Here is a 14,768-nt window from a genome sequence, read left to right as displayed (position 1 = left end):
ATCAGTGACCGTGTTCGGCAGAAGCTTTGCCGAGCTCGGACTTGAGTGTGAAGCTGCCACTGGTTGCTACCTGGGCGCCGGCTTCAATACCGTCGATGATTTCCACGTACCCATTGTCGCGGCGACCCAGTTTTACCGGGCGGGTGTCAAAGCCATCTGGGGTGCGTACGAATACCGAAGGTTTGTCTTCAACGGTCTGCACAGCGTGCTCAGGGACCGCTACGGCAACTCGATCGGTCTGGGAGGTGACCGCAATGTTTACGAACAGGCCTGGACGCCAGGCGCCGTTGGGGTTGGTCAAGGTGACGCGGACAGTAGCTGCACGGTTTTGCTCGCCCAGCAGGCTGCCGACATAACCCACCTTCCCTTCGACCTCGACGTTCATGTCAGGCGAAGAGACTTTCACTGCACGGCCAGTCGTGACCTTGCCCAGATCTGTCGGCGGAACTGCGAAGGTCGCCCAGACCTGATTCAGGTCGGAAAGGATGAAGGCGTTGGTCGCCTCGCTGACGACTTCGCCGACGGTCAGGTGTTTCTCCACTACCACGGCGTCGAAGGGAGCGCGGAGCTCGTAACGATTACCGCCAACGGAGTTAACCGAGGCACCGATTGCGCCGACCTTCTGCTTGGCGTTGGCCAAGGAGATCTCCGCTTCTTGCAGCGCTTGGCGTGCTTGGAGGTAGTCTTGCTCTGCAGAGATCTTGTCCTGCCACAGTTGCTTCTCACGTTCGAAGGTCACACGCGCCAGTTCGACGCGACGCTGTGCGGCCTGTTGTTCGCTGCGCAGGTCAGAGATCTGCTGGCTGGCGATTACCGCGAGGACTTGCCCTTTCTTGACCGTCTCGCCCAGGTTGGCCTGGACAGCCTCAACAACGCCAGGAACACGAGGAACCACGTGGGCAGTACGATCTTCGTCGAAGCGAATTTCGCCAGGGAAGCTCACGACGGTACCGAGGTCACGAGGCGCTGCAGCTTCCAGGGCAACACCAGCGGCCTTGATCTGTTCAGCGCTGAGCGTCAGCTTGCCCTCTTCTTCACCGCCCTCTTCGCTGTGGCCTTCTTCACCATGGCCCTCATCACCTTCCTCTTTGGCGGCAGATGCGGCTTTCTTTTCGTCGCCATGGCCATCGTTAGCGCCATGCTCGGCAGTACTGGCGGCCTGCTGTCCGGAACTGTTGTTCCAGGCAAGGCTGCCAAATCCGAGGGCTGCCACAGCGGCTACCGCGAGGGCGATCTTGCGTTTGTTATCCATTGCTACTCCTGCTGATCGTAGGCACCGGCTTGTTCAAGGCTGTGTGCCGAAGAAAATGTTTGGCCCGTTCAGCGAGTGCCGGCGGTTGAGCCGACTTCGCCATAAACCCTTTCCACCTGCGCACGCGCATTGGTCGCCGCTGCCAACGATTCGAGGTATTGGCCACGAGCGACGATCAAGGTGCGCTGGGCATCCAGCACTTCGATGAAACCGAATTTGCCCATCTCGAAGCCGCGGGTTGCGGTCTCTACGGCTTGTTGGGCTGAAGGCAGAATGGTCTTGTCGTAGGACTCGACCTCCTGCATGGCGGTGGACCATTGGTTCAACGCGGTTTGGGTTTCGGTGCGCAGGCGCAGCTCAACAGCATTGCGCTGGTCCCGGGCCTGATCTGCACGACGAGAAGCGGAAAGAATGTTGCCCTGGTTACGATCGAACAGCGGCAAAGGCATAGACAGGCCCACAGTGTTGACCCGCTCGCGCACAGAGCGGTCGTACTGGCTACCTACACTGACAGTAAGGTTCGGGATACGCTGAGCTTTCTCTGAGCCGAGCGAGGCATCGCTCTTGTCTATCTGCACCACGGCCTGACGCATTTCTGCTGTTTGGTCGAGCTTAGCCAGCAGATCTTCAGTGCGAGGTGGCAAGCCCGGGGAGAGGGTTGGCGATTCGAGTCGATCAAACACGGTGACTGAGCTCCCGGTAATTTGAGCGAGCTGTTGGTAAGCGGTCGCTTTTTCCGTTTCTGCACGTCGAACTTGCAGCTGGGCTTCGGCCAGTTGCACTTGAGCGCGGGTCGCCTCCACTGGGGACGACTTACCTGCGCGAACACGGCCATCGACGATGCGAAGACCGCGCTCAGTCAGTTCGAGAGATTGCTTGGCCAGGTCGAGACCTGTCTGGGCCCGCAACGCGGCGTAAAAGGCTTGGACGACATCTGCACGCAGGCCGTTAACGCGACGGTCTAACTCAAGCTGTGCGGCGGTCTGCCCGTATGTGGCGACGTCAACACGAGCCCCCCGCTTACCGCCCAGCTCAAGGGTCTGGCTGAGAGAGACAGTCGTCTGGCTGGTGTTACGACGGGTGTCTTCCACGTCATACGAGATTGTGGGGTTGGGGATAAGCCCGGCCTGCTTGCGAGCACCATCAGCGATCCCAATTTCTTGCCTGGCCGCGGCCAGGTCTGGGTTGGCATCCATGGCCGTCGAAAGCGCCTGGGGCAAGCTGATGCTTTGGGCAAGGGCTGCAGGCGCCATCAACCCAGAGATGACTGCACAGAGTGCAGCGATCTTCCAGGGCGAGACGGGGGTCTTGGGTAAGACATTGCGGTTATACCGGGGCACTTTGATGGTCCTCGTGCACAAACTTCGATAAAGCTTGGCGAGAACGCCGAAACAGCTGCCAAGCCCCACTTGATTAGGTGATGGCACTCTAATGAGCGGTAGCTATCAGAGGGGTGGCTAGAAAATTACAATTTCGTAAGAAAGCTTTGTAATGCCCGTAAATACTGGGAAACCCAACCCGACACGATGATTTCGATACAAGCAACAGAGATGGCAAACACGCGGTGCGAAGGTGCCGAATAACAGGTAGATGACGAAATTGTAATTGTCCTATCACCCTCCCGTTATCTTCGGCCTGCAAATATGAGCTCGCGCTACGCTAGGCGCGCCGCCGGGTCAGAACAACTAACGACACCCGCGCCGGTAAACATAATAAAAACTGCCGTGAATCAAAGGAGCATCGGATGAAAATCAAAGTACCACTGTATTTGGCGGCAGTTTCTGCGCTGTCTGGAAGCTATGCTATTCGGCACAAGCTGAAGACAAGCCAGAAGGCTTCATTGAAGGCAGCAGCCTTACAGTGTTGAACCGTAACTTCTACTTCAACCGTGATAACCGCGACAGCACCGTCCCCACTTACAACAGTGGCAAGGGCAATACGAACGGCTACTCCGAAGCCTGGGCGCACGCGATCATCAGCAAATTCAACTCCGGGTTTACCCAAGGTACCGTTGGCTTTGGCGTTGATGCCTTTGCCATGATCGGCCTCAAGCTCGACACCGGTGATGGGCGCAACGGCGGCCGTAGCTCCTTCGACGTGCTGCCCGTTGATAACAAGGGTGAAGCTCGCGACGAATACACCAAGGTCGGCGGCGCAGCCAAAGTCCGCTTGTTCGATACCATCGTGAAAGTGGGTGATGTCTTCCCATCGACCCCGGTCGTCGCATCGGGTGACTCTCGCCTGCTGCCAGAGAGTTTCCGCGGTGTGACCGTTGAGAACACCAGCATCCAGGGCCTTACCCTCCAGGGTGGTCGTCTGCATGCGATGAGCCAGCCGGTCTCAAGCAACCTGAACGACAACTTCGTGACGTTCTACGGCGGCCCGGTCAACTCGCCATGGATCGGTTACGGTGGCGGTGACTACTCGATCAACGACAACTGGACTGTGAGCGTCTACGCCAGCCAGCTGAAAGACGTCTGGAATCAGTACTACGCCGGCACAAGCGTGGTTTACCCGCTGAGCGACGATCTGGCGCTGATCGGTGGCTTCAACTACTACAAAGCCGTAGATGAAGGTAAGAAGCGCCTGGGTGAATTCGACAACAACATCTGGAGTGCCAAGGTCGGTGTGCGTTACGGTGCCCACACCCTGGCCCTGTCGCATCAGCGCAACAACGGCGACGACGATTTCGACTACCTGCGTCAGTCGGACTCGATTTTCGTCGACAACTCCATCCAGTACAGCGACTTCAACTCGCCGAAAGAGCGTTCCTGGATGCTGCGCTATGACCTGAACTTCACCAGCTACGGCATTCCAGGCCTGACGTTCATGACGCGCTACGCCAGAGGCTCGGGTGCGGATTACTCGAACGCTAACCAGTTCTACATGCGCACCGACGACAACGGCAACCCGCTCGACAATCAGAAGCGTTGGGAGCGTGACGTCGAAGTCAAATACGTTGTCCAAACCGGTCCGGCAAAAGATCTGTCCTTCCGGTTGCGCCAGGCAACCACGCGTGCCACTGCTTTCGAATCGGATCTGGATGAAACTCGTGTAATCATCGAGTACCCGCTTTCGATTCTGTAATTCGCTAACTGGGCCAGTTATCCATTGGCGGGTCCTGTTAGTAAAACGAGCATTACGCATTCACCTTGAGTGGCTTAAGTGCTCCTTTGGTAAAAGGTGGATATTTGGCGCCCATTGGGCGCCTTTTTTTTGCCTAAAATTCAAGTAGGCGTTCGATTGTACGCATCGCATGCCGGTGAAGTTCATGACTACACCAATGACCAGTCTCTTCAATGTGAGCGACCTCGCCGTCATCTGAGCGGAACGAAGCCAGCACAAAGAAGAAAATAACCCAATACTTCATAAGGTCAAATCACCTGCTGGAGAGAGGGCCCGCAACTGTCAAACCCAAACCGCGACAAGATATACCGCCAGACTATCAACTGTATTACCTAGAAATTACAAATCCGTCATTTGAGCCCCGGCACGCTCATTTTGATTTACCATCCCTTTCAATAATGCCGGCGCGCGTGCGCGGTTAATTGCTCAGTGATATCGAGACAAAATCCCATGCGAATTCTGGTAATTGAGGATGAAGTAAAAACTGCGGAGTATGTGCGTCAAGGTCTGACGGAATGTGGCTATGTCGTAGATTGCGTCCACACCGGGTCAGATGGATTATTCTTGGCTAAGCAGCACGAATATGAGCTGATTATCCTGGATATAAATCTGCCAGAGATGGACGGTTGGCAGGTCCTTGAGTTGTTGCGTCGTAAAAACTGCCCTTCCCGTATCATGATGCTGACGGCGAGAAGCCGGCTGGCGGATAAGGTCCGGGGGCTGGAGAACGGAGCAGATGACTACCTGATCAAGCCATTTGAGTTCCCTGAGCTGCTGGCCCGGGTTCGCGCCTTGATGCGCAGGTCAGATCACCCTGCATCCGTAGAGGTCATTCGCGTCGCTGACCTGGAGCTTGATCAGAGCCGGCACAGGGCATTCAGGGACGGTCAGCGCATTGACCTGACCACGAAAGAATTCGCGTTACTGCATTACCTGATGCGTAATACCGGTGTGGTGCTGAGCCGCACCCAAATTATTTCGCAGGTTTGGGATATGAATTTTGACTGCGACACAAACGTTGTAGAGGTGTCGATTCGAAGACTCAGAGCCAAGATAGATGACCCTTTCGAGACCAAACTGATACATACGCTTCGGGGCGTAGGGTATGTGCTTGAAAAACGATAGTTGCCAAGCTCTCTAGTACCGAAAATCCGCTACATGCTCCCGTCGCTTGCGAACTTGAGGTTTCTGTTTACGATCCGCGGCGCTGATTCCTCACTCAACAAATGAGGTAGGCTGTACATGAGGTATAGCATTGATTATCAGCAGGTTTCGCAAGGACAATCCGATGCCAGCATTGATGCCTGTCCAGCTGACATTGTCTTCAACAGCGACCATGGCCTAGCTCTTATCCCGTGCGTTGGCGATGTTATCAACCTCCCCTCTACGGCGGTCAAAGAAGGGGTTTGCGGCATCGTTAGATCAAGGATTTTCAATTATCTCAGAGGTCCTGAAGAGCTGTACTGTCACGTCAATATTCTCGTTGAGGAGGCGGACATCAATTTCGAAAGTCTCATCTCGGAATACATGCGCAATCAGTCACGTGCTCGCTCGCCTTCTTCATAAAGTCGAAGGCGGGCCAGTCCATTAATGGTTGTGTATGGGTGAGGGTTCAGCAGAGCGAGCGCCTACTGAGCACCAGAGATGAATAGTCACAGCCTAGTGGTTTAACGCGGTACTGCTGGTGTACGCAGGGCCGGACTCATTGTTTTTTGAATGGCGCATTGCAGCACATAGAAATATAAAACCCCGGAAGCAAATACGATTGCGGACAGATAAGCAAACTCAGAGTCTAAAACCCCGGAAACCATATACAATTTAATCGTGATAGAACCCATAATAATTCCGGTACAGTACATGACGCCTGTGAACTGATTGCCCAAAAAACTCAGTATGCCGCTGAAGGCATTGTTCGCACTCAACAGCATTGCTTTCAGTATCGTCCAGCCGAGAACTGGCAGAAAAGCCTTGATCATGAAGGCGAATAACATCGACGATGCAAACAGTTTTATCGGGGTTTCTGCCCACGGCTTGATGGTGCCGTCTACTTCAACGCCGGTATACAAGATGATATTCAGAATAATCGCCATAAGGGTGCATATGCCGAGGCGTATCATTTCCCGCTTAAGCGGGGCCATCATTATCACTGCGTGAATCTTGTTTCCAAAGTATCGTTTTAGTCCTTGGATCGACATTTTTCTTCCTATGCTCTCGGGTATGACGCTGTTGTAGCGTTGTATGACGGTCATGCTTTTACCCGAAGAGAGGTGGCGCTTCAACGGTCCTGAATTGCGCAGGGGATCTCATGTCCTTCCCCTGGCTGGGTAGCTTGCTGAGAAATTCTCATCTACCTGCGTGGCAACGATGCGGCCACCCCGCCGCCGTCAGAGCTCTGGAGGACTGGCTGCTGTCAGCAACTCATCGAGTGACGGAACCTTAGCGTTTGCACTGAGGACGAGTGTTCTGGATCGGAGTATGGATACATCAAAGAAAGATTCGCACTCGACTCTTCCGTTTACTTCTCTCCAGTGGGTGACTTCTGGTATCAACTCATTAGGCACCGGGTATAGTGCCATAGGGTTATGGAATACCTCCACTTCAGCAGACCACGGCTCGTAGCCATATTGCGGCCAGAGCTGACCGTAGTCGCTGGACGCTACATCCAACAGAAATGGGATACCTCGTGATGCTCCCGGAGAACGGTCGAAAAACTCACCAAACCGCAAGTATCGGTACCCGTCTAGATGAGCTCCACCTGAGATCGGCACTCGGCTGAGCTTTGGCACTGTGCAGGCATTGGTGAAAATGACCGCTGAAAGATGGGCATTTTCCATTAGCGTAAATAGGCCGTTGGGGCGCCCTGATAGCAGAGATGTCTCTTCCTCCACAGTTATCAGGTGCGTACCACGATGCGCAGATGAGTGAACTGCAAAGCCATAGAGATAGCTGATGAGCGACTCCCTGCTCCACAGCATTGAACTGGGCGCATGGAAATCGGCTAAGGCCAGAATGAGCGGCTTACCCTCCACGTGCGGTAGGGATTCGTAACGCTTGTCCAATTTGTTTTGGATGGTCCTCGCAAACCTTTCTGCAGCCGCTCCTAAGAAACGCTCATGTCGGTCAGCGGGTGGGGGGACCGGCGAGGCGCCAAAATGCTCATACCGCTCTTCCGGGTTGGCTGTCACTGCTTCAACCCAGGCCTCATCTCCCAGCCTATTCTCGATGTGAAAATCGGGTGATTCTTTAGGCTGGGTGACCAAGAGTCCCTGTTCACGAAAAATCGCTAATAGGTGGGCTTCCCAGAGGCGGGTGTGAAAATTCTCAGTCTGGCAATCGGGAACCCAATTTCTGTCTGGGGATGGCAGTGCGAGATACAGTTGATTCAGCGCCCACGCCCCAATACGGCGGCTTGGATCAAATAGTGATTTGAACACCACGCTTGGTGTGCGCTTACCCATTCTGCTTAGAGGAGCACGTCGTCGTTCACCTGAAGGGAGTGGAAGCGGATGGGCTTGGGTATAGAGAAAATGGCTGATTGAGGCGCGGGCTTCGGACTCGCCAGTGGTGCACTCACCATGGCTGAGGAGCACCCACACGCTATCGACACGACGCCGCAAGGTGACAATTCCGAAGCTGCCGGAATTGATATTTCGGGTTAGAGCGGCACAAGAAATTCCGTCCTCACTAAGCCATGCCCCTACTGGCGGGCTGTCCCCAAACCCCAACCCTCGTGGAAGCGACAAAGCGATTAGATCGAACATCGGCGCAGCAATTTCTTTCATTCGCTGATCTCGGCAGTCGTCAAAATGCATTCCATCAATGCCTCGGAGCGTGCCCGCCGGCGATGGCATCGGTGGAGGTACCTATTGAAGAAGGGGGCTTTGCTCCACCAGGACGTCTCGGTTGGTGAAGATGGTCTCAATGGTTGCAGCCTCGGCAGCCACATGAGTCTTTCGCGTGATCTCTTCAAGGGCCAGTTCGAGCCGGTAGTCTTGGAAATACTCGTACAGCTTTTCAGAGCTCTCGGATATCTCCTCCCCACCATTTTTTGCGAACAAGATGTGGATGATCGCTGCGAGTGGGAGGGAGATGTCGAGATCCTTCTCTTCTGCATCTGACTCCGAGTTCAAACCGTCGAAATACCTCTCCAGATGATTCTGGAGCTCCTCAAGCCAGAACTGAGATAGGTTGCTAGGTAGGGAGCTTTCAGGCCCGGTCAGAAGGACTTCATCTCTGAATAGAGCCAGCAGATTGGGGTTTGCCATGGAGGACCTCACGATTAGATTTGAGAGCAACTGGTCAGCATAGTCCACCTCAAGATGACCACCTCCTTGACGCCCATCCTGGTGCTCCTGAGCATCAGACGAGTGAATCGCCCCGAAACCTGTAGATACAAAATGACCGCTTCTCGCCGTTAGCTGCCTTTCTTGAAGGACAGCTTTGGGTCGATAGCGGCCTTCGTGGAGGTTGGTGTCTACGGGGTCGGTTTAGTCATTCTGAATCTCCGGTTTCACCTCCGTGAGGCCGGCCATCGTCATGCATCAGATCTTGATTGACACGCGTGCCGCTTTGGATAGCCTTGCAATTGAGGGCTGCAACTGCGCATTTGTCGGGCCTGGGTACCAGCATGAGCCCCCGCAATTTTGGCAGCAGAGGAAGCTGGTTCCTCTGAAGTAGTGACAGCGGGCATTGCCAGTCGGATTCTGAACCCAAGGTCGCCAGACTAGGCTCTGTACGTAAACCCAAGAAATACGATTTTCTGTAAAATACACCGCCATTAAAGCCAGGAGGCCAAGATGGCAAAGCGGTATGAACTCCCCGACGCAGCCTGGGATCTGGTTGCAGATATCTTCACCAAAAATCAGCGCACCGGGCGCCCTCGGGCCGATGATCGCCTGATGCTAAACGGTATTCTCTGGGTGCTTTGCTCTGGCGCAGCCTGGCGAGACATGCCCGAACGATTCGGCCCTTGGTCAACGATCTATCAACGGTTCCGGGGATGGCGTGATTGCGGAGCTTTTGATCAGATGCTCAAGCGTCTTCATATCCGATTGAATGAGCAGGGTTTGATTGACTTGGAAACATGGATGATCGACTCCACTGCCGTACGAGCAACCCGGGCCTCATCAGGTGCCGGGAAAAAAGGGGATTTGAAGAACCGCAAGACCACGCGCTCGGGCGCAGCCGGGGTGGCCTGACGACCAAGATTCACATGCTGTGCGACGCCAATGGTGTGCCTCTGCGTTTCCTGTTGTCAGGCGGACAAGCCAGCGATATAGCCTATGCCCAACCGCTAATCGATCAGGCTTGCATACCCAGCCTGCGCGGTCGCCCACGCAAGCGTTGCCGCTGGTTGCTGGCTGACAAGGGTTACGACGCTGAAGCGCTGCGCCAGTATTGTGATCGTTATCGCATGCAGCCAGTCATTCCGTTGCGAAGCATGAAGCGCAAAACCAAGCCAGGATTGCCTCGACTTTTTGATCGCCCCAAATATCGGCAGCGCAACATCATCGAACGCATGTTTGGCTGGCTGAAGGAGAACCGTCGCATCGTGACGCGCTTCGACAAGCTCGCAACAAGTTTTGCGGCGATGGTCTCATTGGCCTGCGCTATGCGGTGCTTGCGACAATACTTTACGTACAGAGCCTAGGAGCTAAAGGATCGCTGCGACTACTCCTCATCCCTTACCGAAAAGTCACGCGTCGGTCGTAAACGGCCCTTTCCAGGCCAATCAACTTTTGTGATTGGTGAGTAGGGATTTCTCGGCTTTTCTGTGAAAAGCACCCCTTCATTTCACAAAAAAAATGGCGAAGATTCCAATTTCACGGGGTCTGGCCTATCACCTATTTTGTGAACCTACATCAGGTGTAGGTTCACACTTTAAATGCGTTTTTCACAAATAGATGGTTCGGCTAATCCTCATCGGTTAGTCGATCATCTAAAGAGAGCCCGCTGAAAGCGGGCTTTTTTTGCCTCAATAAAAGTGGTTTCCCCTTGTCGTGAGGTGGTAGCGGGACACAGCTGGCAGGCGTACTGTGAATACTGGACTCAAACGATGCCGGTGATCCTATGAGCACTCAAGAACGCACAACATTTCGTAAAGAATTTATGAAGGCTGCTAAAGATAGCTGGAGAATTTACTGGCGGCCGCTGTGTTGGCTGAAAAGGAAGGCGGTTGAGCTGATTAAAACCTTAAGAGGTAAAAAAACGTATCGATCTTAAAAGCTTTAGTTTCTGTTTTTATAGATTGATAACTAAGTGCCTGAGTATTGTTGTTATCTGTCCTGTATTTAATTAAAGCTTATCAAGTATGTAAGCGTGTTGCGCGGCGCATTTCTGTGGAAAATAAATTTTCCAATTTATATGTAAATTATGGATTTTCTAAATCTCTTGGAATATTATTTGCGACCAACAATTGTCGCAGGGATTTACTCATCCAAATATAATCAAGGAGTTATGCGATAATTTTAACTAAACGTCTAGCCGTAGGTATTAGTGCTTAGATAACGATTTAGATCCATATTTTATAACAGGGTTTTTGTTAGACACTGCTGGTTATCGATTCAACGGAGAAAATCATGCAAAACGGGAGGTGTGAAATGTAGAACGCGACCAAAACTTGAGGGTTTTGACCGCGCCCATTTGAAACAGTACTGCGGAGGTGAGAGCCCGCAATTTCTGCTTTTTTTTGGCGCTTGTCAATCCTCACCCATCATTTTGACTTTAGCGAGGGCCCTCGACGGGACAGTGTTGCCTGTCGATTGGCCCCCTGGGTATCGCTCTGTGCCTTTCTGTCGGGCGCAGCGACGGTGCTCGTCTATGGAGGTGTGCGATGGCTGTTCGTAAAGTCGTTACTCGTAGTTCATGTCATTTCAGGGGGTACTTCCCTTCCCTGAAAAATGGCCATTCTGTTGGCTGGGAGTCCCAGTTAGAGGGCGGTTTTTTCCGTCTGCTTGAGCTGTCCCCTTGCGTTCGTAGCTATGAGGCTCAGCCCACCTGGGAGAAATTCAACGTAGATGGCTCACTCGTAAAATATGCCCCGGATATCCGCGCCTTCCTGATGGATGGGAGTGAGTGGTGGTTTGAGGTGAAGCCTAAAACGGAGCTCTTGATCAGACGCGTAAAGCAAAAGCTAGACGCTGCCAAAATCCATTTTTCAGCCTCAGGCAGGAGCTTCTCGGTCGTTACTGATGCCTTGATCTGGAGCGAGCCATCGGCGAGAAATCTTCAAAGAATCCTGTATCACAGGCGCGGCCCTTTGTTGTCCCCGACCTTACACGCCGAAGTTAGGAATGACCTGGATAAATACAGCCCCAAGGATTTTGGTGAGCTAATCAAGGTATTTGGCGAGATGGACGCATGGCGATTGCTAGGGCTTTGCATTGTTGGCATTGACGTCCAAAAGCCCTTAACAGAAAGCTCAGAGGTCTTTCTAAACGGAGGACATCGCCATGCAAACCTTTTTACTTAAGGCGAGATTAGTCGTAATTATCCGTGGTGTAAGGATGTCACTCCATCGGAGGTTAATTGATCGACGCTTGTTGTTCGTTGATGAGCTCGGCGAGCCTACCAAATTATCTGAAGATGAGTTTTATCTCGGTTACCAGCGCCATGAAATACAGGTGTGCGCAGAACAACCCTACCTTGGGGTGGTTCCTTACGTTAGGAATGTCGCACCAGACTTAACTTGCTTTCCCACTAAACACAGTGAAGAGGCTTTACGCCGGCGGAAGTATATAGCCAGTGTATTGGAGGATAAGAAAATGTTACCAGGTAAAGATTTTCTCCAAAAGAAGATAGATGAAATAGCAAAGCTTATAGAGGACAGATCCAAGCCATCTATTTCAACCCTGAGAAGGTGGATTTCAAAATTTCGTGACAGGAATGTTGTAAGCCTAGTACCGAAGCATACGGACAAGGGAAGAAGCAACTCTATCACCGGGGAGCTTAAGGATGTCTTAGATGATGTGATTGCAAAGTACTACCTTCTGGATACCCGCCCTACGGTATCCAGTGTGGTTGGTGCTTATCACCACGAGATTGATCTGATCAACTCTGGACGGCTAACCTCACGACAGCTCATTAAGCCGTGCGGTATGACCGTTCGGAGGTACATTGTCAAGCTTGACCCCTATGAGGTGGACGTCCATCGTCTGGGTAAATTTGCAGCAAAGAAAAAACACCGCGCCGCGGTAGAAATTCTCACGGTCGATGGCATCCTGGACCGTTGGGAGATTGACCACACCCTTTTGGATGTATTGCTCGTAGACGATGAGACCGGTTTGGTTATCGGGAGGCCCTATTTCACGGTCGTGTTAGATAAATTCTCTCGCATGATTATGGGGTATTTGCTTCACCTAGCTGCTCCAAATACCGAAACCGTGCTTCGCGTAATTGAGCGATCTATTCGGCCTAAGGTAGAGCTATTAAAACGTTTCCCAAAGGTCGAGCACGAATGGCGTGCTCATGGGTTACCGGCCCGACTGGTCCCTGATAACGCTGCTGAATTTCACTCTGGGGATATGATTTCTGGCTTCGATGAGCTAGGTATCGAGATTATGTACCCTCGCTCAAGAGGGCCAGAACTGAAAGGCTCTATAGAGAGGTTCTTTCGGACGCAAAATATGGGATTTATCCATAATTTGCCAGGCACGACTTTCTCGAACTCTAAAAAAAAAGGTGACTACAAATCCGAGAAGCATGCTTGCTTCACGCTCCCCCAGCTTGAAGCGGGCATCGTTAAATGGATTGTTGATGGCTACCATCAAACCCCTCATCGCGGGCTAGATTTAAAGACGCCAGCGCAGGTTTGGGCGGCCGACGAACCGAACCGCCAAGTCCGGTTGCCTGTAGATCCAGATGCGCTCGAATGTATCCTGGCTCGTAGAGCTTCTGTGAAAGTCCATCATTACGGTATTCAGGTCGCTGGCCACGGATATCATTCGCCAGAGCTCGCCGAGTTAATTCTGCGGCTGGGTCATGGCGAAAAAGTCAGCGTTCGATACCGGGATGAAATCGGGCATGTCTGGGTACATGATCGGTTTAGAAATTTGTTTTTGATGGTTCCAATAAAAGACAAACGTCTGTTAGGGATGAGTCGCGAACTATTAAAAGCGACCAGGGAAAAGCTGCGAGAACTCGGAAAAACGAACCCTAGTTTCGAACAGCTTCATAAGTGCCACCGAGATCTCCAGACCGAGATAAAAGGAGCTAAGCAATCCCAGAAAATGCGTGAACGCAGGGCGGCAGCTTTGGCCAAGTTTGACAAGGAGGGTCGCTACGCCGACTCCCCGTTGCCTACATCCGTTTCCGCTGAAATTGAGTCGTACGATCAGCCCTCTGCTGCCGAGAAGTCGTTATTCAAGGTGACTTATCGCCATCCAGGTATGGGAGGTTGAATCATGAATACCTTTAACGAAACGGCACTTCCGTTTTCCCTGCGTCACCACTTCATCCTCAGCCCCCAAGCGGACCAGGCATTAACCCGCCTTATTGAGGTGCACGGAGATACTCGGCGTGCGGGTACGAGCAAAGGAATCGTTATCCAGGGGCCGAGCGGCGTAGGGAAAAGCACACTGATTAAAGAATTCGTCAGCGAATTGAAGTCGACACAGGACGGTGAGAATGGAAAGCGCCGGGTGCTTGTGGTGGAAATTCCATCTTCTCCTACTAAAAAGAACCTGGCGACGGCCATCCTGACGGCGTTGAACGACCCCTATGCGGATGCCCGCAGGTATTCGGCTGAAGTAAAATTCGCCCGGATCATTCTGCTCTTGACCAACCTCGGCGTGGAAGCGGTTGTTTTGGATGAAGCGCAGCACTTGGTGGATTACAGGCGTAACGACGCATACGAGGCTGCGGACTGGATCAAGAGCATGATGAACGAGACCAGTATTACGTTCGTGCTTGTTGGATTGAAACGGACTGAGGGTCTGTTGTGGGCGAATGAACAGTTGCGCCGGAGGTTTTCTGCGACGGTTGATTACGACCGATTCATGCTCACCGAGCAGTTTGTGACTCTGCTCCAGGTGATTCAGGATCTGCTGCCAGTTGCCTCGATCAGCTTTTCAGAGAAGACGTTGGTAAGTAGATTCCACCTGGCTTCCTTCGGCTTGATTGACTACTTAATCAAAACGATAGATCGAGCGGTGTGGCTTGTTCAGCATCGAAAGCTGGAAGGCATTGATCTTGGGGTCCTTTCGGAGGCTTTTCGTGATGAGGTCTGGAGCGCTGCTACTGATGATCGTAATCCCTTCAGTAGCAAATTCGACCTTAAGCCGCTGGTAGGTGCTCGTGAGCCTTTTGAGAACTTTGACGTTATAGCGGCGTAAAGCAGCCAGCACCCTGGGAGCCTCCCAGGGTGCTGGAGATTAGTCGTTTCTACAATAAA

General features: G+C 52.6%; 10 protein-coding genes and 2 pseudogenes. 7 read left to right on the top strand and 5 right to left on the bottom strand.

The genetic code is table 11. The features are described from left to right. Position 1: 1 nt before the first annotated feature. Both CRN80_RS08620 and CRN80_RS08615 read right to left on the bottom strand, forming a co-directional pair. A complete protein-coding gene (locus tag CRN80_RS08620; RefSeq protein WP_010951455.1) occupies positions 2-1,252 on the bottom strand; it encodes an efflux RND transporter periplasmic adaptor subunit in 1,251 nt (416 codons plus the stop codon). 68 nt (positions 1,253-1,320) lie between these two features. Next, positions 1,321-2,592 carry a TolC family protein gene (locus tag CRN80_RS08615; protein ID WP_010951456.1) on the bottom strand — a complete coding sequence of 424 codons (1,272 nt, stop codon included), beginning with the start codon at positions 2,590-2,592 and terminating at the stop codon, positions 1,321-1,323. A 404-nt stretch (positions 2,593-2,996) separates the two neighbouring features. Between CRN80_RS08615 and CRN80_RS08610 the strand changes: the two are divergent. From CRN80_RS08610 to CRN80_RS08600, 3 genes and pseudogenes are all read left to right on the top strand, one after another. Beyond that, positions 2,997-4,339: pseudogene (locus CRN80_RS08610) on the top strand (OprD family porin). A 489-nt stretch (positions 4,340-4,828) separates the two neighbouring features. Beyond that, positions 4,829-5,503 (top strand): heavy metal response regulator transcription factor, encoded by a 675-nt coding sequence (locus tag CRN80_RS08605; RefSeq protein ID WP_003253420.1) that lies wholly within the window; start codon positions 4,829-4,831, stop codon positions 5,501-5,503. Between the two features lie 117 nt (positions 5,504-5,620). Beyond that, a complete protein-coding gene (locus CRN80_RS08600; RefSeq protein WP_010951457.1) occupies positions 5,621-5,944 on the top strand; it encodes a hypothetical protein in 324 nt (107 codons plus the stop codon). A 101-nt stretch (positions 5,945-6,045) separates the two neighbouring features. Here the strand turns inward: CRN80_RS08600 and CRN80_RS08595 are convergent, their stop codons facing one another. The 3 genes from CRN80_RS08595 to CRN80_RS08585 all read right to left on the bottom strand — a co-directional run bounded on the left by CRN80_RS08595 (position 6,046) and on the right by CRN80_RS08585 (position 8,643). Next, positions 6,046-6,573, bottom strand: coding sequence for a hypothetical protein (locus CRN80_RS08595; RefSeq protein ID WP_012269855.1), 528 nt, complete (start codon positions 6,571-6,573; stop codon positions 6,046-6,048). Positions 6,574-6,762: 189 nt separating this feature from the next. Beyond that, positions 6,763-8,160: a hypothetical protein gene (locus CRN80_RS08590; protein WP_223296393.1), complete on the bottom strand. Its 1,398-nt coding sequence runs from the start codon at positions 8,158-8,160 to the stop codon at positions 6,763-6,765. Positions 8,161-8,241: 81 nt separating this feature from the next. Then, a complete protein-coding gene (locus CRN80_RS08585; RefSeq protein ID WP_153428583.1) occupies positions 8,242-8,643 on the bottom strand; it encodes a hypothetical protein in 402 nt (133 codons plus the stop codon). Between the two features lie 531 nt (positions 8,644-9,174). Here CRN80_RS08585 and CRN80_RS08580 point away from each other — a divergent pair. The 4 genes and pseudogenes from CRN80_RS08580 to CRN80_RS08565 all read left to right on the top strand — a co-directional run bounded on the left by CRN80_RS08580 (position 9,175) and on the right by CRN80_RS08565 (position 14,709). Further along, positions 9,175-10,028 (top strand): annotated as a pseudogene (locus CRN80_RS08580) (IS5 family transposase). A gap of 1,182 nt (positions 10,029-11,210) precedes the next feature. Next, positions 11,211-11,849 carry a TnsA endonuclease N-terminal domain-containing protein gene (locus CRN80_RS08575; protein ID WP_059396744.1) on the top strand — a complete coding sequence of 213 codons (639 nt, stop codon included), beginning with the start codon at positions 11,211-11,213 and terminating at the stop codon, positions 11,847-11,849. Further along, positions 11,830-13,776 (top strand): Mu transposase C-terminal domain-containing protein, encoded by a 1,947-nt coding sequence (locus CRN80_RS08570; RefSeq protein ID WP_098949971.1) that lies wholly within the window; start codon positions 11,830-11,832, stop codon positions 13,774-13,776. The genes CRN80_RS08575 and CRN80_RS08570 overlap by 20 nt, the downstream gene beginning before the upstream one ends. Before the next feature lie 3 nt (positions 13,777-13,779). After that, on the top strand, positions 13,780-14,709 hold the full coding sequence (locus CRN80_RS08565) for a TniB family NTP-binding protein (RefSeq protein WP_098949970.1): 930 nt from the start codon (positions 13,780-13,782) through the stop codon (positions 14,707-14,709). Positions 14,710-14,768 lie beyond the last annotated feature (59 nt).

This window comes from Pseudomonas sp. FDAARGOS_380 (assembly GCF_002591235.1).
In the GTDB taxonomy this organism is placed as follows: Bacteria; Pseudomonadota; Gammaproteobacteria; order Pseudomonadales; family Pseudomonadaceae; genus Aquipseudomonas; species Aquipseudomonas salmasensis.
The sequence above is the reverse complement of the archived record's forward strand: the minus strand, read 5'-3'. Positions and strand labels throughout refer to the sequence as shown.